16 protein-coding genes and 1 riboswitch are annotated in these 19151 nt (G+C 69.2%); of the genes, 7 read left to right on the top strand and 9 right to left on the bottom strand.

Features of this window, described 5'->3' with window-relative positions; all coding sequences use genetic code 11:
• The first annotated feature begins 242 nt into the window (after nt 1–242).
• Nucleotides 243–515, top strand: a complete 273-nt coding sequence (locus tag AB0M02_RS06725) for a hypothetical protein (RefSeq protein ID WP_364222735.1) — start codon at nt 243–245, stop codon at nt 513–515.
• 43 nt (nt 516–558) lie between these two features.
• On the opposite strand, the gene AB0M02_RS06720 is transcribed toward AB0M02_RS06725, so the two are convergent.
• The gene (locus AB0M02_RS06720; RefSeq protein ID WP_364222732.1) at nt 559–1662 is read right to left on the bottom strand and encodes a Gfo/Idh/MocA family oxidoreductase; all 1104 of its coding nucleotides are present in this window, start codon (nt 1660–1662) and stop codon (nt 559–561) included.
• Between the two features lie 76 nt (nt 1663–1738).
• On the opposite strand from AB0M02_RS06720, the gene AB0M02_RS06715 reads away from it, so the two are divergent.
• Nucleotides 1739–3235: an MFS transporter gene (locus AB0M02_RS06715; protein ID WP_364222729.1), complete on the top strand. Its 1497-nt coding sequence runs from the start codon at nt 1739–1741 to the stop codon at nt 3233–3235.
• A gap of 115 nt (nt 3236–3350) precedes the next feature.
• On the opposite strand, the gene AB0M02_RS06710 is transcribed toward AB0M02_RS06715, so the two are convergent.
• Both AB0M02_RS06710 and AB0M02_RS06705 read right to left on the bottom strand, forming a co-directional pair.
• Complete coding sequence (locus tag AB0M02_RS06710) at nt 3351–4007, bottom strand: response regulator transcription factor (RefSeq protein WP_364222726.1); 657 nt, start codon at nt 4005–4007, stop codon at nt 3351–3353.
• 80 nt (nt 4008–4087) lie between these two features.
• Complete coding sequence (locus AB0M02_RS06705) at nt 4088–4987, bottom strand: NAD-dependent epimerase/dehydratase family protein (protein WP_364222723.1); 900 nt, start codon at nt 4985–4987, stop codon at nt 4088–4090.
• Between the two features lie 116 nt (nt 4988–5103).
• Here AB0M02_RS06705 and AB0M02_RS06700 point away from each other — a divergent pair, with 116 nt between their 5' ends.
• Nucleotides 5104–6180: a hypothetical protein gene (locus AB0M02_RS06700; protein WP_364222720.1), complete on the top strand. Its 1077-nt coding sequence runs from the start codon at nt 5104–5106 to the stop codon at nt 6178–6180.
• Nucleotides 6181–6188: 8 nt separating this feature from the next.
• Here AB0M02_RS06700 and AB0M02_RS06695 read toward each other — a convergent pair whose 3' ends face one another.
• The 3 genes from AB0M02_RS06695 to AB0M02_RS06685 form a co-directional block, all read right to left on the bottom strand.
• On the bottom strand, nt 6189–8195 hold the full coding sequence (locus AB0M02_RS06695; RefSeq protein ID WP_364222717.1) for a glycosyl hydrolase family 28-related protein: 2007 nt from the start codon (nt 8193–8195) through the stop codon (nt 6189–6191).
• A gap of 158 nt (nt 8196–8353) precedes the next feature.
• Complete coding sequence (locus AB0M02_RS06690; RefSeq protein ID WP_364222714.1) at nt 8354–9940, bottom strand: methyl-accepting chemotaxis protein; 1587 nt, start codon at nt 9938–9940, stop codon at nt 8354–8356.
• Nucleotides 9941–9995: 55 nt separating this feature from the next.
• On the bottom strand, nt 9996–10976 hold the full coding sequence (locus AB0M02_RS06685; RefSeq protein WP_364222711.1) for a LacI family DNA-binding transcriptional regulator: 981 nt from the start codon (nt 10974–10976) through the stop codon (nt 9996–9998).
• 98 nt (nt 10977–11074) lie between these two features.
• Between AB0M02_RS06685 and AB0M02_RS06680 the strand changes: the two genes are divergently transcribed.
• From AB0M02_RS06680 to AB0M02_RS06665, 4 genes are all read left to right on the top strand, one after another.
• Nucleotides 11075–11926 (top strand): hypothetical protein, encoded by an 852-nt coding sequence (locus AB0M02_RS06680; protein WP_364222708.1) that lies wholly within the window; start codon nt 11075–11077, stop codon nt 11924–11926.
• 32 nt (nt 11927–11958) lie between these two features.
• Nucleotides 11959–12037, top strand: a riboswitch (S-adenosyl-L-homocysteine riboswitch).
• 18 nt (nt 12038–12055) lie between these two features.
• Nucleotides 12056–13513, top strand: coding sequence for an adenosylhomocysteinase (gene ahcY, locus AB0M02_RS06675; protein WP_364222705.1), 1458 nt, complete (start codon nt 12056–12058; stop codon nt 13511–13513).
• Nucleotides 13514–13625: 112 nt separating this feature from the next.
• Nucleotides 13626–14177: a DUF4142 domain-containing protein gene (locus tag AB0M02_RS06670; protein WP_364222702.1), complete on the top strand. Its 552-nt coding sequence runs from the start codon at nt 13626–13628 to the stop codon at nt 14175–14177.
• A gap of 62 nt (nt 14178–14239) precedes the next feature.
• A complete protein-coding gene (locus AB0M02_RS06665; protein ID WP_364222699.1) occupies nt 14240–15904 on the top strand; it encodes a Na+/H+ antiporter in 1665 nt (554 codons plus the stop codon).
• Between the two features lie 174 nt (nt 15905–16078).
• Here AB0M02_RS06665 and AB0M02_RS06660 read toward each other — a convergent pair whose 3' ends face one another.
• From AB0M02_RS06660 to AB0M02_RS06650, 3 genes are read right to left on the bottom strand one after another with little or no spacing between them, the layout of a single operon-like run.
• The gene (locus AB0M02_RS06660) at nt 16079–17650 is read right to left on the bottom strand and encodes an ABC transporter permease (protein WP_364222696.1); all 1572 of its coding nucleotides are present in this window, start codon (nt 17648–17650) and stop codon (nt 16079–16081) included.
• Entirely contained in the window at nt 17647–18540 is an 894-nt protein-coding gene (locus AB0M02_RS06655; RefSeq protein ID WP_364222693.1) for an ABC transporter ATP-binding protein, read from the bottom strand. The genes AB0M02_RS06660 and AB0M02_RS06655 overlap by 4 nt, the downstream gene beginning before the upstream one ends.
• A gap of 9 nt (nt 18541–18549) precedes the next feature.
• Nucleotides 18550–19149: a TetR family transcriptional regulator gene (locus AB0M02_RS06650; protein ID WP_364222690.1), complete on the bottom strand. Its 600-nt coding sequence runs from the start codon at nt 19147–19149 to the stop codon at nt 18550–18552.
• Between the last annotated feature and the right edge of the window lie 2 nt (nt 19150–19151).

Here is a 19151-nt window from a genome sequence, read left to right as displayed (position 1 = left end):
GGGGCACCTGATCCTTCTCTAGTAATCCGCTCTGAGCTGGGCGGACACGAATCGTCGATGTGCCACCCGGTCGCCGTCGAGACACTTGGCGTAGACCTGAGCATCGAGCACCGGCCACCGGCTCGGCAACCTCGGCGCGCTGTCCGCGAGCGTGGCCACTCTGCCCGGCCACAGACCGTGAAACGAGCTCAAGTTGCGGATATGCGAGTGACGGACCGGTTGATCGTGAGATCAAATGGGGCATGGATCGCTTCGAGGGCCGCTGCTGGCTGGACTGGTGGGCCAACTCCTCGACCAACCTTGCCGGTGACGAGGTCACAGTCGTCATCACCACGACCGACACCGGTTGGGACGCGCACGGCCGCCTGGTCAGCGCGAGCGAGCAAGCGCATGAAGGCATGACGATCCTCTGTGAGATCGACCCTGTCTTCACGCTGCGGTTCGACGACCGAACCTCGATGCCCGTGACAGTGCACCTGCTCGAAGAAGCGGGCCACTTCGTCATGACTGAGTAGCCCTCAAATCCCAAGGCGTTGAAGCCGCACCTCCTGAGCGTCATCAACCCAAAGGCACCCACTCGCCGGTCTCTGCCGAGAGGGCGACCGCCTCCAGCACCTCCGCCGCCCGGATCGCGTCCTCCAGCCCCGCTCCATACCCCACGCCCTCCGAGATGGACCGCAGAAACAGCGCCGCCTCGATCACCTTCAAATCGTCGTAGCTCATCGCGATCCCCGCCCCCGGCTGGAACGACGAATACTCCCCGTCCCCCGGACCCACGAACACCACGGCGTCGCCGATCCGCAGCTCGCCCATCCGCCGGAAGTCCCACTCCAGCCGGCCGCGAGTCCCGTGAATGACGAAGCCGTACTGGTTCTGCGACCCGACCGCGACCCGACTCGCCTCCACCGTCACCCTCGCACCCGACACCATCCGCAGCACCGCCGAGAACCAGTCCGGGTTCTCCACCGGCCCGAGCGCACCCGAGCCCACCGCATGCCCCGTCGTAGCACCCACGGCCCGCGGCCGAGCCGGGATGAAAATCGCCGTTTCTCCCCAGATCTCCGAGACGGGACCCAGCAGGAACCGCACCATGTCCACCGCATGCGACCCCAGATCGCCCAACACCCCGTTGCCACCCCGCGCAGCAGAGAACCGCCACGTCAAAGCCCCCGAAGGCGACGCAGCATAGTCACTGAACCACCGGAACCGCGCATGCGTGACCCGTCCGATCGCCCCGTCCCGCAGCAACGACATCGCCCGCGCCACCGCCGGCGCGTGCCGATAGTTGAACCCCACACAAACCTGCCCCGGCCCCACGATCGCCCGGGCATCGGCCGCCGACAGTCCCACCGGCTTCTCGATCCAGATGTGCTTGCCGGCCGCCGCGAACGCGCTACCCATCTCCCGGTGCAGGAAGTTGGGCGCGGTAATGCTCACCGCCTCGATCCGCGGGTCATCAACGAGGTCCCGCCAATCCTCAAAAGCAGCCAAAAATCCGTACAAGTCGGAAGCGTCTGCAGCCCTCCCCGGCACCTCGTCAGCGACGCCCACCAGCACCGGCGCGGGAAGCGACGGATAGTGCTGCCGCACCCGGCTATACGCCTGCGCATGAACCCGCCCCATCCACCCGAACCCGACAACACCGACCCCGACCGACCGCATCCGAAAGACCTCCGTGGGATAGCTGTGAACTTCCTGGGTACACAGTGAGCAACATCACTTAGATGGAGGTGAATCCATGGCGCAGAGCCTCGGCTCACCAGCCCCGGCCTCCGACTCGGGAACCATCCGGAGCCTGATCCCAGCTCGCATCGACCGGCTCAGCTGGTCACCGTTCCACACCAGAATCATCCTGGCGCTCGGCACCGCCTGGGTCCTCGACGGACTCGAGATCACGGTGGCCAGCGCGGTCGGCCCGGTCCTGGCCGAACAGGAGACCCTGGCCCTGAGCTCCACACAGGTCGGCCTGATCGCCACGGTCTATCTGCTCGGTGAGGTCTTCGGCGCGCTGTTCTTCGGCCGCCTCTCCGACGCCCTCGGCCGCAAGAACCTGTTCATCATCACCCTCGCGGTCTATCTCGGCGGCAACGCCCTGACCGCACTGACCTGGGGTAACGGCCCAGCCGCACTGGTCTTCCTGTATCTGACGAGATTCATCGCCGGAGCCGGTATCGGCGGCGAGTACGCCGCGATCAACTCCGCGATCGACGAGATGATGCCGGCCAAGTACCGCGGCCGCGTCGACATCGGCGTCAACGGGACCTACTGGGGCGGCGCCATCATCGGCACCCTGGGCACCTACATCCTGCTCAACAACGTTGAGCTCAACTGGGCGTGGCGGATCGCCTTCCTCATCGGCCCGCTCATCGGTGTGGCCATCTGGGGCCTGCGCCGGCACCTGCCGGAGAGCCCGCGCTGGCTGATCATGCACGGCCGTGAGGAGGAGGCCGAGGAGAACATCGCGCGGATCGAGCGCGCCGCCGAGGCCTCCGGGCAGACGCTCGCCCCGCTGGACGACTCCAAGGCGATCGACATCCAGCCGAGCAGGCCACACGGCTACCTGTCGCTGCTGCGGGTGCTGTTCAAGCTCTATCCCACGAGATCGATCCTGGGTGCCACGCTCATGATCACTCAGTCGTTCCTCTACAACGCGATCTTCTTCACGTACACCCTGGTGTTGACGAAGTTCTACGGCGTCGACGAGAAGAACGCGCCGCTCTATCTGGTCGCGTTCGCGCTCGGGAACCTGATCGGCCCACTGACCATCGGCCGGCTCTTCGACACCGTCGGGCGGCGCAAGATGATCGCCGGGACGTATCTGCTGTCCGGCGCGCTGCTGGCGATAACGGCGTTCCTCTTCGACGCCGGTGCGCTCAACGTGACGACACAGACGATCGCCTGGAGCGTGATCTTCTTCTTCGCCTCGGCGGGTGCCAGCTCGGCATACCTGACGGTCAGCGAGATCTTCCCGCTGGAGATCCGGGCGCAGGCCATCGCGGTCTTCTTCGCCATCGCGCAGTGCTTCGGCGCGATCGGCCCGGTCTTCTACGGCGCGCTCATCGGCGAGGGCGACGATCCGAGCAAGCTCTTCATCGGCTATCTCATCGGCGCCGCGGTCATGGCGGTCGGCGGTCTGGTCGAGGCGTTCATCGGCATCGACGCCGAGGGCAAATCATTGGAGGAGGTCGCCACCCCGCTCTCCGCGGTCACCTCCAGGCCGCGGGCCACCGGCTGATTTTTACGGTACGCGCAATCGCGTACTCATGAGGAATGACTCGCGACCACCTGCCGGGTCCCGGCCGCAGCGCGGCCGCCGGGACACGGCGGGGGGTCGCGGGATGACCGCCCCCTCAGATGAGCTGCGGCTCCAGCAGCCCGGCGCTGCCCGCCAGCGCGGCGGCCTCGGTACGGCTGGAGACCTTCAGCTTGCGCAGCAGGCTCGCGGTCAGCCGCTTCACCGTGCGGTCGGAGACGTGCAGCACCCCGGCGATGTCGTTGGTCGACGCGCCCTCGGCGATCAGCCGCAGCAACCGGCGGTCGGCGTCGTCGAGGTGGGACGCGGCGTGCGCCGACGGCGGGCGGCTCTTCTCGGCCAGCGCGGTCAGCAGGTGCGGCGGCAGGACCGCCCACCCGTCCAGCGCCGCCAGCAGCGGCTGCCTCAGCTGGGCCGGGTCGGTGCTGCGCCGCATGAAGCCGGCCGCTCCGGCCCGCAGCGCCTCGATCACGAGAGCGGGGTCCTCGTCCTCGGCGACGGTCAGGATCCGGGCGCGGGGAGCGGCCTCCCGGACCGCGCCGAGCGCGCGGAGCCCGCCGACCGGCGGCAGGTGCAGGCCGAGCAGGACCACCTCGGGCACGCTGTCACGTACCGCACGCCGCGCCTGCCCCACGTCCGCCGCGGTCGCCACGACGGCCGCCCGACCCCCGCTCACCTCGGGGATGAGCGTCTCCAGGGCACGGACGAACCGCTCGTTCTCGTCGACGACCGCCACCCGAATCCGGTTCTCCATGCCGCTCGCATGCCCCGATCGGGCCAAAACATTCCTGCGATTTCCCTCCGACCGTTTCCGATCGTCGAGCGAGGGTCGTGTCAGCGGGGGTTGGTGGCCACGAACTCGGCGATGTACTCGTCGAGCCGGCGCTCGGGGCGCCACCCGACCTCGCCGGCCTTGGTGATGTCGGCCTGGCCACGGGTGCGCTCGCCGGGCAGCGCCGGGACCATCACGTGTTCCCCGCCGAACATCTTGGCCACGTCCAGCAGCGGCCACTCGGTGCCGGTGCCGAGCAGGTAGCCGTCGCCGGCGCCGCCGCGGGCGACCAGCACGAGGCCGCGGATGATGTCGTCGATATGGGTGAAGTCGCGGGTCTGCGTCCCCGGTGAGACGACGGTGAGCGGCTCACCGGCCAGGTACTGCCGCTCGAAGATGCCGATCACGGTGGCGTACTTGCCGTTGCTGACCTGCCCCGGCCCGTACACGTTGTAGAAGTACGTGATCGCGTAGTCCAGTCCGTACCAGTTCGCGTAGTTCCGGATGTACTCGATGTTCTTGGCCTTGGTCCACGCGTACGGATTCAGGTTCTCGTCCTGGCCGTCGTTGCCGAACTTCGAGCTGGACCCGGCGTAGATCAGTTTCGCGCCGTGCCCGGCCGTGAACTTCACCACCTCCTTGGTCCCCAGCATGTTGAAGTCCCAGGTCAGGTCGTGGTCCTGGAACGACTGGACGATCCGCGAATACTCACCCATGTGGAAGACCGTCTGCGGCGCGGGCAGGCCACGGTCGGCCCAGATCTTCGCGATGTCCGTCGTCGACCCGTCGATGTAGGTGACGCGGGGGTCGTTGACGTGGTTCTCCGGGGTCCCGATGAAGTAGTTGTCCAGGGAGACGATCGCCGCGTCGGGGTAATCGACCAGCAGCGACCTGATCAGTGCACCGCCGACGAAACCGGCACCACCGGTGACCAACAGCGTTCGGCTCAACGTTCTCCCCATCTCCAGATCCCTCGAAGCGCGACAAGGCTACCCAAGCCCCCGGGCCGGAAACCAACTGCTCACTTACCGTGGGCCGGCCCTAATCTCTCAGTGTCAACGACCGAGGGGAGAGCGGAGTGCGCCGCCGGGCCCTGATTCTTCTCACCCTGCTCCTCGGTGCGTGCACCACCGCGCCCGCCGGACCAGCGTGGATCCGGCTCGGCCTGCCCGGCGCGCCGAACGCCGATCTGCGGGCGATCGCCGACTGCGACGGCCGGTTCTACCTGGTCGGCGGTCACGTCGACGACGAAGGCGACACCCGGCCGGCCGGGTGGACCAGCGCCGACGCGATCTCGTGGGAACCGGTCGGGTTCGACCCGCTGCCCACCAGCCAGTACGGCCCGCAGAACGTGATCTCCGCGGTGGCGTGCGCGGCCGGACGGGTGGTCATGCTCGGCTCGGCGCGCGGCGGAGCGCACGGCAACCCCCGGGTGAGCACGTGGCACCGGCTGCCGAACGGGCGGATGGCCGAGAACGCGGCGCCCTTCGAGACGTACGGCGGTGACACCGCTGTCGACGTGGCACACCTGGCGGCCGGGCCGCGCGGCTTCGCGATCGCCGGCAACCGCTCCAGCGGCGCCGCGGCCTGGCTCTCCCCGGACGGCACCGGCTTCACGCTCTTCGAGAACGCACCCGGTCTGGCGTCGACAGCCGCCGCACCAACCGCCGCCCGGGACGCCGTCGCGCTGCCGGACGGCCGATGGCTGGTGATCGGCAGCCGCGGCAACCGGGCCGCCGCCTGGACAAGCCACGACGGCCGCCGCTGGCACCTGTCCACGCCACCCGGACCGGACGCGCCGCCGCCCGGATCGACCGCGCCGCCGGCCGGATCGGAGTGGTCGGAGATGCAGCGAGCGGTCGTGATCGACGGCACCGTGGTGGCGGCCGGCCCGCGCGGCACCTCTTTCGCCACCTGGCGGCTGCGCGACGACACCTGGACCGAGGAGCCGTCCTTCGGCGGCGCACCCAGCGGCGTGCAGTCGCTCGCGGCGGTCAGCGGACAACTGGTGCTGGCCGGCGGAGGCCTCTGGATCGCCGCGGACGGGCGGACCTGGCGACAGCGGACGACCCCGGAGACACCGGTGGCCGCAACCGGCCGCGACGACATCCTGCTGGTCGTCACGGCCGGCGCGGCCTACCGGTCAGTGTTCTGAAGCGAGGATCACCACGGCGCGGGCGCGGGCGGCGCCACCACCGGCGGACGGTCGTTGCAGGTGATGACGTTGGGCAGGTACGGCCCGAGCCAGCCGCCGTCGTTGCCGCCGAGGTCGGTGAGGCCGAACTCGGAGCCCGCCGGCGTGAAGTGGAACCGGCCGCAGTTGTTCACCCCGACCGCGCCGACGTTGCGGGCGTCGACGTTCTCGAAGCTCGCCGAGCCGCCCACTCGGGCACTGAGAACGCTCGTACCCGTACCGTCGACTTTGATGTCCTTGAACTTGACGCCGTTGATCGAGTAAAGGTCCTTCACCGGCCAGTCGGCCACCAGCATGATCGCGTTGTAGGTGTTGTCCAGGAAGTGGTCACCGGTCACCTGGACGTCCGCGTCGATGTCGCGCTCGAGGGCGTAGAACCAGATCGCCCCGAGCCCGATGTTCCAGTTCAGCTCGTACGTCCCGGCACGCACCGTGGTGTTGTCCGTGAAACGCAGCTTCCCGGTGAACGGCTGCGCGCCGAACCGGCTGCCCGCGTGCAGCGCGCTGCCCTCCCGGACCGGATCCGCGACCAGGTTGTTCGACACAATGATGTCGTTGCCGCCGTAGATCGCGATGCCGTTGGCCAGCGTCGGCGACTGAATCGTGTTGCGGTCGAAGGTGTTGCCGGAGTTGGTGGTCTTCTCCGCCCACATCGCGAGCGCGTCGTCGCCGGTGTTGCGCACGAAGTTGTCACGCACCAGCGAGCCGGTGACCCCGGTGTGGAAGTTCAGCCCGTCGGCGATCTGGTCGACGATGACGTTGCCGGTCACCCGGGTGTTCGACATCGGGCCGTCGAACCACAGGCCCACCTTGGTGTGCTGGATGTGCAGGCCCCGGATCGTGGAGTCGCTCATCGCCCCGCCGATACCGTTGACCTGGTCGGTGTCGATGCGCTCGCGCACGTCGCCCTGGATCGCGAAGTCGGCCAGGTGCACGTTGCGGCTGCCACCCTCCTCGGCGGTCCGACCGTAGAAGCCGACGCCCGTGTGCACCGAGCCGTCCGGTGCGGGTTCGCTGAGCGCCACCTCGCGGCCGCGCACGATCGTGTACCAGTTCCCGGCGCCGGTGATCGTCACGTCGTCGACCAGGATGTGCCGGTTCACCTGGAACACGCCCGGCGGCAGGTAGACGCGGCGGTGGGTCTTCTTGGCGTACGCGATCGCCTTCTCGATGGCCGGCGCCGCGTCCCGGCGCCCGGTCGGGTCGGCGCCGAAGGCCAGCACGTTGACCGCGGTGAGGTCGACCTTCGGCAGCCCGACCAGCTCGGAGTCGAGCAGGTCGATCGTGGTCGGCACGGTCTTCGCGGTGAGCCGGACCCTGTCGCCGGCCCGGTACGTGAGCCCGAGCAGCAGCCGCTGCTCGTCGTAGAAGTGGGCGGGCCGGAACGGCTTGGTGATCACCGGGCGCGGCTCGGTCGCGGCCGGCACGCACTGGCACTCGGTGATCCACCAGTCCGGGTGCAGCAGGTCGGCCTGGGGGTCGTTGGTGAACGGGTACTGGTTGTAGAGCCAGGAGTACTGCGAGGTCAGCGTCATCGTCCGGGTGCCGTGCTTCGTCGTCACGGCCAGCGGGGCGGTGATCCCGCCGCCGCCCGGCGCGTCCGGAATGCTGTATCGCACGGTGATCGCGTTGGCGGACCGGGGCAGCGTGAACTCGACCCACTCCCCCGGGTCCAGCGTCACGGCGGACCGGCCGGACGCCTCGGCGGGCAGTGTGTAAGCGGTCCGGTCCGGCCCGATGACCGTCCCGTTGGTGTTCGCGCGCTCGGCCTCCTGCTCCAGGAAGGCGACGGTGGCGCCGCGCCCAGCGACCAGAGCGGGGTCGAGAGCGGCTCGGGTGACGGCCGGTGCGGCCGTGGACGCGGTTGCTGGTGCGCCGGCGGCGGCCTGCGCGGTGCCGGTCACGCCGACCACCACGCCGACGGCCAGGGCGGTCCAGCGCGGTGGAACGCCGGCCCGCCTCGCTTTCAATGACATCGAGGGCTCGTTTCTCTTCGATTCCTCGTCAGGAACGACGGGGTTCCTCGTCAGGAGCGACGGGTGAGCCGACGATAGACGCCCGGTGATCTAACTCACAAGAGTACGTAGATGTTTTTCGTCTTTCTGCTCTCTTCTTGCAAGAGCAGGCCAATTAGTTACAGCCGGAAACGCTCCACCACGCGACGCAGGTCGTCGGACATCCCGGCCAGGTGCGCCGCGGCCCGGTCGGTCTCCGCGACGCCGGTGGTGGTCTGCTGCACGGACGCGGCCACCGCGGTGATGGTGTCGGCGACCCGGCCGCCGGCGCCGGCCGCCTCGGTGACGTTGCGGCTCATCTCGTTGGTGGTGACGGTCTGCTCCTCCACCGCCGAGGCGATGGTGGTCTGGAAGTCGTTGATCTGCCGGATGATCTCGCTGATCTCGGCGATCGCCGCCACCGCGCCGGCCGTGTCGGCCTGGATCGCCGAGACGCGCTGCCCGATGTCCTCGGTCGCCCGGGCCGTCTCCTGGGACAGCTCCTTGACCTCGCTGGCCACCACCGCGAAGCCCTTGCCCATCTCACCGGCCCGAGCCGCCTCGATCGTCGCGTTCAGCGCCAGCAGGTTGGTCTGCTCGGCGATCGCGGTGATCGTCTTGATCACGTCGCCGATCTCCGCCGACGACTCGCCCAGCTTGGCCATCACCGCGCTGGTGTTGGCGGTGACACCCACCGCGCGCGACGCCACCTCCGCGGCCTGGGTCGCGCTCTCGCTGATCTCCCGGATCGAGGCGCCCATCTCCTCGGCGCCGGCCGCCACCGTCTGGATGTTCAGCGACATCGTCGCGGCCGAGTCGGCGACCGTCGCGGCCTGCCGGGCACCCTCGTCGGCGCTGCTCGAGCTGACACGGCTGGTCTCGGCCAGCGAGCCGGCCTGTGCCGCCAGCGCCTTCGAGTGCGCGGCCAGGTCGGTGACGGTCTCCCGGAGGGTGCCGGTGGCCCGGCGCAGCGCGTCGGCCATGTGACCGAGTTCGTCGCGCTGCTCGACCCGCGGATCACCGGAGAGGTCGCCCGCGGCCACCTGGTCGAGCACCAGGCCGACCCGGCGCAGCGGGTGGACGATGAGGCGGGCCACGTAGAGGGCGCCGGCCACCGCGAGCACCAGCACCACGCTGAGCACCACGATCGTCTCGGTCCGCGCCTGCGTCACCATGTGATCGAAGTCCTCGCCCTCGAGCAGCGCCCGGTTGGCGTACTCGATCTCGGCCCCGAGCAGGCCCTCGTACGTCTTGCGCAGATCGCGGTTCGCGCCCAGGGCGATCTCGGTCGCCGCCGCGGGACGCTTCTCGAACAGCTCGAACTCCGCGGCCAGCGCGGTGAACCAGGCGTCGGTGGCCGCCTTGATCGCGTCGACGCGTGCCGCGGCGGCCGGCTCGGCGACCGCGCGGGCGTTCGCCAGCGCCTCGTCCACCTTCGCCTGACGGCCGAGCGCCTCCTTCGCGAAGTCGGCGTTGCCCTTGATCAGATAACCGCGCTCGTCGTTGGCGGCGCTCTTCGCCATCAGCGCCGCCTGGTTGAGATTGGTGCTGTACGGCAGCACCTTCGCGATCTCGCCGTTGCGGGTGTCCTGCAGCTGGGCGATCCCCAGGATGCTCAGCGCACCGGTCGCCACGGTCCCGGCGATCGCGATACCGGCGACCGCGAGCACCTTCGTGGAAACCTTGCGATCCCGGCACCACTGCGCCGGCCCACGATTAGCTGCCATGCCAATCCATCGGCCCGGCCGGGTAGGGACTTAGCCGACTAAAATCAACAGACCGTCAGAATTCACTCGGCGGGACGTTGAACGGCGTGATCACCTGCACCGCGGACGGGCGGGACCGGATCGGGCCGGGCAGCGCGCCCTGCGCCCGCAGGATCGCCAGGCAGGCGTGCCGCAGATCGGCGCCGAGATCCTGATGCAGCACCGCGGAGAGCTGCTGGGCGCGCAGCAACTCGACGTTCTCCCGGTCCAGGCCGTGCGCCACGAACACGTCATAGTTGCGGCGCTCGGCGGCGAACGCGGCGACGACTTCGGCGTTGCCGCAGGTGCCCGCCGAGTACACGGCACGGATCGACGGGTTCGCCGCGAGGGTGGCACGCACGAGCGAAACGCCGGCGCTGTCGACGGTGAGCAACCGCCGGGCGGGCGCTCGTTCCACCAGCACCGCGCGGAATCCGGCTTCCCGGTCACCTCTGCCGTTGATCACCAGCACGTCGCCGGCCCGGTCGGCGAGCCGCTGCTCGACCAGGTATGCCGCGGTCGCACCGGAGTCGAAGTCGGAGACGCCGACGTGGGCGATCCGCTTGCCGGCCGGCAGGTCGCCGTTGAGCGTGACCACCGGAACGCCCAGCCGGGCGACCGCGTCCGCCACGTCCGGGCCCGGTGGAGCCATCACGATCGCTCCGTGCGAGCGGGACCGGCCGACCTGATCGAGGGCCTGGATCAGGTCGGCACCGGGTTCGACCGTGGCGAATCGCGGCTTCAGGACAGCCGGGGCAAAATCCGGCACCTCGGCCTCCACCGCCGCCCGGACCGCGGCCCCGTTGCGCCGCGAGGTGAACAGGATCACGTCGATCAGAAAGGTGCGCCCGCCGAGCGGCGCCTGGGACTCCTGCCGGTCGAGTTCGGCGATCGCCTGATGCACCTGACGGATGGTGCTGTCCCGCACGCCCCCGCGGTTGTGCAGCACGCGATCCACGGTGGCCTGGCTCAGCCCGGATTGCGCGGCGATCTCCCGGATGCGGTACGGGTGCTTCACACGTACCAGAGTGAGGGTTTTTTGATGGTCTATGGAAGGTCCTTGATGTGTTTCCAACCCCTTCGCGTGACGAATTGAACCCGGATTAGGCTCGCACCGTGCCCGTGATCTCTCGCCTGACCGATCAGGGCGTCGAGGTCTTCGACGCCGCGCTGGACCTCCTGCACACGATCCCGGCCCCGAGCGCGGAGTCGCACGCGGTCACGTCCACGTTGGACGGCATCGCTCTGGTGACCGATTCAGCGGTGGCGCTCGTCCGCCCCGACGGCACCGAGGTGTGGCGTCTCGAGCTCGGCGCGCAGCGGCCCCGGGGCAACAGTTGTGCGGGCTGTGCCTTCTCCCCCGACGACCGCCTGCTCTGGGTCTACCTGCCCAACGAGATGGCCGGTCGGGACGGCGGTGACCAGTGGCTGATCGTCGAGGCGGCCACCGGAGAGGTGCGACGGCGGCACGCGCTGCCGACCGCTGGACACGGCGGCAGTCATCTCGCCCTGAGCGACGGCCGGATGCTGCTGGATGTCGGCGAGGGCCAGGACGGCACCCGGATCTTCCTGGCCGGGCCGGACGGCGAGGTGCGGGCGTTCCCGTGGATCGACCGCTCGGTGTCCGACGTCTCGCCGGACGAGAGTCAGTTCATGACCGTGCACCACGAGCAGGAGGACGTGGCCTTCCACGCGTTCCCCGGCGGTGAGGTGCTGGCCCGGGTGGAGATCGCGGAGGCGTCCTTCGAGTGGACCGGCGGTTATCTGGATGCCGACACCGCGATCGTGGTGATCTCCGGCGAGGATTCCCGAGGGGACGAGTGGTGGCGGCACTTCCGCGTCTCCACCAGCACCGGTGAGGTGCTCGGTGAGCTGCCGATCGTCACGATCGACCCGTACGACCTGAGGCCGATGGGCGACGGCACCTTCGTGATCACGGACACCGACGGAACACTCCGGCGGATGTGATCTAGCGCCGCGTTGGCTAAGGTGGTTCCTGCCCGTTCGAGAGGCGCTGCAACGGATCCGCGGATCCGCCACGCTCGGCCGGGTTCAATGACGCAAGGGCGCCTCCTGAGAGGGAGGAGCCCTCTTTTCATGTCCGAGAAGTTCCGTTCCATCAACGGCCTCGACTTCGCGGTGGCCGACCTGAGCCTGGCCGAGGCCGGCCGGCACCAGCTGCGTCTCGCCGAGCACGAGATGCCCGGCCTCATGTCTCTGCGCACCGAGTTCGGTGACTCGAAGCCGCTGGCCGGCGCCCGGATCGCCGGCTCGCTGCACATGACCGTGCAGACCGCCGTGCTGATCGAGACGCTCGTCGCGCTCGGCGCCCAGGTCCGCTGGGTCTCCTGCAACATCTTCTCCACCCAGGACGAGGCGGCCGCCGCGGTCGTCGTCGGCGACGGCACCGTCGACGCGCCCACCGGCGTCCCGGTCTTCGCCTGGAAGGGCGAGACGCTGGAGGAGTACTGGTGGGCCACCATGCGGCTGTTCGATTTCGGCAACGGCCTCGGCCCGAACATGATCCTCGACGACGGCGGTGACGCCACCCTGCTCGTGCACAAGGGCGTCGAGTTCGAGGGTGCCGGCGCCGTGCCGCAGCCCACCGAGGACGACGTCCACGAGTACCGGATCATCCTGGAGACCCTGCGGGGCAGCCTGGCCTCGGACGCGCAGCGGTTCACCAAGATCGCCGCAGAGATCAAGGGCGTCACCGAGGAGACCACCACCGGCGTGGCCCGGCTCTACAAGCTGGCCAAGGAGGGCACGCTGCTCTTCCCGGCGATCAACGTCAACGACGCGGTCACCAAGAGCAAGTTCGACAACAAGTACGGCATCCGCCACTCGCTGGTCGACGGCCTGAACCGGGCCACCGACGTGATGCTCGGCGGCAAGCTCGCCGTGGTCTGCGGCTACGGCGACGTCGGCAAGGGCTCGGCGGAGACGCTGCGCGGCCAGGGCGCCCGCGTCGTCGTCACCGAGGTGGACCCGATCTGCGCGCTGCAGGCGGCGATGGACGGCATGCAGGTCGTCCGGATCGAGGACGTGGTCGGCGAGGCCGACATCTTCATCACCACCACCGGCGGCACCGACATCATCACGGTCGACCACCTGTCGGCGATGAAGCACAACGCGATCGTCGGCAACGTCGGTCACTTCGACGACGAGATCGACATGGCGGGCCTGGCCAAGGTCGCCGGCATCGAGAAGGTCGAGATCAAGCCGCAGGTGCACGAGTGGCGCTTCCCGGACGGCCACTCGGTGATCGTCCTGTCCGAGGGCCGGCTCATGAACCTCGGCAACGCCACCGGCCACCCGAGCTTCGTCATGTCGAACTCGTTCACCAACCAGGTGATGGCCCAGATCGAGCTCTGGACCAAGCCGGGTGAGTACGACAAGCAGGTCTACGTCCTCCCCAAGCACCTGGACGAGAAGGTGGCGCGCCTGCACCTGGACGCCCTGGGCGTACGCCTCACCACCCTCACCAAGAAGCAGGCGGAGTACCTGGGCGTGGACATCGACGGGCCGTTCAAGCCCGAGCACTACCGCTACTGATCCACTTCTGATTTGCGAGATCGGGCCGGGCAGGCGGCATCCCCGCAAGCCCGGCCCGGTCCCGTTCGGGTGAGCGACCAATGCGCCCGTTTCATCCCGATATCCTGCGGTTATGCCTTTTCGTAACCTCATCGCCGCGCTGGGCGTCCTCGCCGCTGTGCTGGCACCCGCCGCCGTCGCGCAGGCGCATCCGCAGACCCCGCCGCTCGCACCGGCCGTGGTCCGGCCGGTCGGACCGGACGCCGACTTCCTGATCGCCGCGCACCAGGCGAACCTGGCCCAGATCAAGATCGGCAAACTGGCTGGTCGCAAGGCCGCCGGCACTCCGGTCCGCGACCTCGGGCGCGAATTCGCCTCCTACCACCGCAAGCTCGACGTGTCGGTGCGCAAGGCCGCCGCCGCCATGGACGTCAACCTGCCCAGCACGCCGAACTCCGAGCAGAAGACCCTGATCGCGCAGTACAGGGCGGCCTCGGGCGCGGAGTTCGACACCCTGTTCGTGTCCACCCAACTGGCCGCGCACGAGCTCGCCCTGAAGCTTGCGAAGATCGTGCTGGCCACCGGCACCGAACCGGCCGTCCGGAAGATCGTCACATCGGCCATCCCGGTCGTCGAGCAACACCAGGCCGCCCTACACAAGATCAGCGATCATTCACACAGGTGATCCATCACCGGATCGGTGATGCCGCCCGTCAGTGATCAATCACCAGCAGCGACAATGATCAAATGAAACCCGAGGAGATCCTCCTTTTCGCCCTGGGCGCCGTCGCGGTGATCGTGGCGGTCCGCTGGGTCACCGAGAAGACCGGCCTCCCCGCGGCCGTGCTGCTGACCCTGATCGGCATCATCTACGCCTACATGCCGGGCCCGAACGTCGAACTCGAGCCCGAGTGGATCCTCACCTTCATCCTGCCACCGCTGCTCTACAACGCGGCACTCGATTCCTCACTGCTGGACATCCGGCGCAACATGCGTACGGTGATCAGCCTCTCCGTGGTGCTGGTGCTGGTCACCGCACTCCTGATCGGCGTCGGCTTCTCCCTGTGGGTAGCCGGCGCCACCCTCGCGGCCGGTGTCGCTCTCGGCGCCGCGGTGGCACCGCCCGACCCGGTGGCGGCTCTCGCCGTCGGCCGCAGGGCGGGCCTGCCAGGCAAACTGGTCACCCTGATCCAGGGCGAGGGCCTGCTCAACGACGCCACCGCGCTGACCATCCTGACCGTGGCGGTGACCGCGGAGCAGACCGACAACTTCAACTTCGACAACGCGGTCGGCAAGTTCGTGATCTCCGCGTTCGGCGGTGTCCTGGTCGGCATCGCGGTCGCGTACGCCGTACGCATGCTCAAAGCCCTGCGCGCCGACCCGCTGAACTCCAACGCGCTCTCCCTGATCACCCCGCTCGCCGCGTACCTGATCTGCGAGAACTCGTTCGTCCACCACTACGTCTTCATCTCCGGCGTCCTCGCCGTCGTGGTGGCCGGCCTGATCATCGGCCACGACACTCCTCGCTACGCCACCGGCGCCAGCCGCCTGCAGACGAGCGCCGTCTGGCGGCTGATCGACTTCCTGCTGGAGGGCGCGGTCTTCCTGCTGATCGGCATGCAGGTGCCGGACGTGCTGCGGGGCCTGTCCAACTACTCGACCAGCACGATCGTCATCGCGCTGTCGATCACCCTCGGCGTCGTCCTGCTGCTGCGCCCGCTCTGGCTGGTGGCGACCCAGCTCCTGCCCCGGCCGCTGCACACCCGTCTCGGCGGCCAGGAGGGCAGCGAGGCGGACGACGACAACAGCACCACGATGCGCGAGGCCCCGCTGAACAGCAAAGAGGTGACGGCGCTGAGCTGGGCCGGCACCCGGGGCGTCATCACGCTCGCCGCGGTGTTCACCCTGCCGCACGGCTTCCCGGACCGCGAACTGCTGTTCTTCTGCGCGATCTCGGTGGTGCTGGTCACCCTGGTCGGCCAGGGCCTGACGTTCGCACCACTCGTGCGCCGCCTGGGCCTGCGCGCCAACGAGAAGGACAAGGCCCGACTGCGCAACGAGGCCCGCTCGGCGGCGGTGCGGGCCGCCCTGGACCGGCTCGACGACATCCAGGAGCAGCAGCACGACAACGTCGAGGAGGAGGCCATGGAGACCATGCGCCGCCAACTCGAGGTACGCCTCGACCGCTACCGACGCCGCCTGGACCTCCTCGACCAGGTGGAGTCCCACGAACTGCCGAAGTCCCCCCAGTACGAAGCAGCCCTCATGGTCCGCCAGGCGGTCATCGACGCGGAGCGCGAGGAGTTGCTCCGCTGGCGCGACGCCGGCCGCCTCAACGACGACAGCCTCCGAGTCCTCAACCGCGAACTCGACCACGAAGAACTCGTCCTCCCCAAACGCCCCAAGGACTAACCCGCGTGTGGAGTTGAGGCGCGCACCGGGGCCAAACTCCACACACAAACAAGCGCTCAACCCAACGTGTGAAGTACGACCCCCATACACACCCCAACTCCACACACCAAAAGCCACCCAACCCAGTGTGTGGAGTTCGGCCGCGGAGCGGGGCCGAACTCCACACACGAGGGTTCAGGCGGGGATGTCTCGGCGGTGGAGGGTGAGCAGGCCGGCGCCGCCCAGCGCCACCGCGACCACCGTCAACACCACCAACGGCAGCGCACTCAGCTCCGACCCCGGCAGGTGCGGAACGTGCGTGAACGGCGACAGGTCCAGCACCCACTGGTCAACGGAGAGCAACGGCCCCACGAGCAGGACCAGCAGGCAGACCGCGATCGCACCCCAGGCCACCGCCGCCAGCCGCGGCAGCACACCGATCAGCAACATCGTCACGCCGGCCAGCACCCACACGGCCGGCAGCTGAGCCATCGACGCGCCGAGTACCGGGCCGAGGTCACGGTGCACGAGACCCGCGAGCAGCCCCTCAGCGAACAGCGCACAGGCCGGCCCGAGCAGCGCGAACAGCAGGTGACTGCCGGCCCACGCGTATCGGCTCACCGCCGTACTCAGCAGCGCCTCCGCATGCCCCGACTGTTCCTCATCGCGCATCCGCAGCGCCGCCTGCACCGCGTAACACGCCGCGATCAGCCCGCACATAGCCGCGGTAGTCGCGAAGTAGGCGTCGCTGATCGCCCCCGCGCCCCCGATCCTGGTGAACATGTCGCTGACCCCACCGGCGTCCTCAGCGATCTGCACCACACTGCTGCCGACACCACCGAAGATCAGGCCCAGCGCCGCGAACCCAGCCGTCCAGCCCGCGAGCAGCCCCCGGTGCAGCCGCCAGGCCAGCGCGACGGGCGAGCGAAGACCCGCGGCCGCCGTCGCCGGTCCGAGCCGTTGGGCGAGCAGGCCAGCGCCGAGGTCACGCTTCTTCAGGAGGTACGCCGAAAGCACGCACAGTCCGAGCGAGGAGGCGACGGCGAGTAGCGCCGGACCGAAATTGTTCACGCCGTAGGGAAAGATCCGATGCACCCAGCCGATCGGTGACAGCCAGGACAGCCACTCCAGGCGCCCGTCCCCGAGCGTCGAGATGTCGCCGCCGAGGCGGAGCACGTACGTCGCTCCAAGAACCACGACCGCGAGCGTGCGCGCCCCGCGTGCCCCGCCGCTGACCTGGGCAGCGACCCCGCCCACGCCGGCGAAGATCCAGCCGGAGAGCGTGAACACCGCACCCAGCGCGATCGACCCGCCGGCCGGCTGTCCCGCGTTGATCATCGTGACCGCCACGATCACGCCCGCGACCAGGCAGGCACCGGCCGTCGCCAGCAGCGCGGCGGCGAGCGGGGCGAACCGGCCGACCACAGTGGCGCCGATCAGCTCGGTCCGCCCGGCCTCCTCGTAGGCGCGGGTGTGCCGGATGACGGTGAGCAGCGCGGCCAGCCCGATCATGACCGGGATGAATCCGCCCCGCCAGACCACGAGCTCGCCGAGGCTGTATCCGTGCAGCGGACCGTAGAGCGCCACGAACCCGGCGTTCTCGGCGCTGAGCCGCGCGTAGTCGATCCGCTCCTGATCAGTGGCGAACAGCGTCTCGAAGCTGGCGAGGTAGACCGCGGGCAGGACGCCGAACACCAGGATCCAGATCGGCATGATGACCCGGTCGCGCCGCAGGATGAGCCGGATCAGCCGGCCGCACCCCGTCATTTCTCACTCCTCGCGTAGTGCCGCAGGAACAGCTCCTCCAGCGAGGGCGGCTGGCTGACCAGGCTGCGCACCCCGGCGGCGACCAGTGCCTGCAGGGCGGGCTCCAGCGCGTCGGCGTCCACGTCGAACGTCACCCGGCCGTCGTCGCCGACCAGGTCGTGCACGCCGGAGAGGGTGGCGAGACCGTTCACCGGGCCGGTCAGCTCGGCGCGGATGCTGGTCCGGGTCAGGTGCCGCAGGTCGTCGAGGGTGCCGGTCTCCACCGCACGCCCGGCCCGGATGATGGTCAGGCGGTCGCAGAGCACCTCGACCTCGGCGAGGATGTGGCTGGAGAGCAGCACCGTCCGGTCACCGCGCCGTTTCTCCTGCAGGATCACCTCACGGAAGACCTCCTCCATGAGCGGGTCCAGGCCGGAGGTGGGCTCGTCGAGGATGAGCAGCTCCACATCGGAGGCGAGCGCCGCGACCAGGGCGACCTTCTGCCGGTTGCCCTTCGAATACGCCCGGCCCTTCTTGCGCGGGTCCAGTTCGAAGCGCTCGATCAGGTCGTCGCGGCGTTTCTTGTCGAGGCCACCGCGCAGCCGGCCGAGCAGGTCGATCACCTCGCCGCCGGTGAGGTTCGGCCAGAACGTGACGTCGCCCGGCACGTACGCCAAGCGGCGGTGCAGCGCCGTCGCGTCGGCCCACGGGTCGCCGCCGAGCAGCCGCGCGGTCCCGCCGTCCGGCCGCATCAGCCCGAGCAGGATCCGGATGGTGGTGGTCTTCCCGGCGCCGTTGGGGCCGAGGAAGCCGTGCACCTCGCCGGTCCGCACCGTCAGGTCGAGCGAGTCCAGGGCGGTGACCGCCCCGAACCGTTTGATCAGTCCGTCGACATCAATTGCCTCGGTCATGACACTCCCTCAGGGGTTGCCCAGCCGATCCAGTGCCTTGAGTGCCTGGTCGGTCTGTTCGGGAGTGAGTAGCGGCTGCGAGAAGATCTCGATCGACGCCCGGATCATGCGCAGGTAGCCCGGTATCTCCCGGACATCCTCGCCGAGCACGGCCGTGAGCTGGTCGCCCATCAGGAACATGCCCATCTTCATGGCGCCCAGGACAGCCACGTACGCCCGCCGGTCGGACGTCTCGAGGTGGGTGCTCGCCAGCCAGATCTCGCCCTGCTCGACCGCCTGCTTGAACATGGCCGCGCCCCGGGGGGAGCCGTCCATCAGTGACCGCACCAGGTATTGCTGGAGGGCCACCACCTCGGGTGTCAGCGGGCCGATCGTCTGCGAGTCGGTGAATCGCATCTGCAGCTGGACGATCTGGCCCATCGCCCACTCGTCGCAGGCGTCGCGCAGGCCCTCCTTCGACCCGAAGTGGTGCCTCAGCAGTCCCGACGAGACGTCGGCGGCCTGCGCGATGTCCCGGATCGTGGCGCCGGTGATGCCGCGCTCGGTGAAGAGCGCGATCGCGGCGTCACGGATCCGGGCGCGGGCGGTCAGGTCACTGTCACTACTCACAC

The sequence above is a fragment of the Actinoplanes sp. NPDC051861 genome (assembly GCF_040681145.1).
Taxonomy (GTDB): domain Bacteria; phylum Actinomycetota; class Actinomycetes; order Mycobacteriales; family Micromonosporaceae; genus Actinoplanes.
The sequence above is the reverse complement of the archived record's forward strand: the minus strand, read 5'-3'. Positions and strand labels throughout refer to the sequence as shown.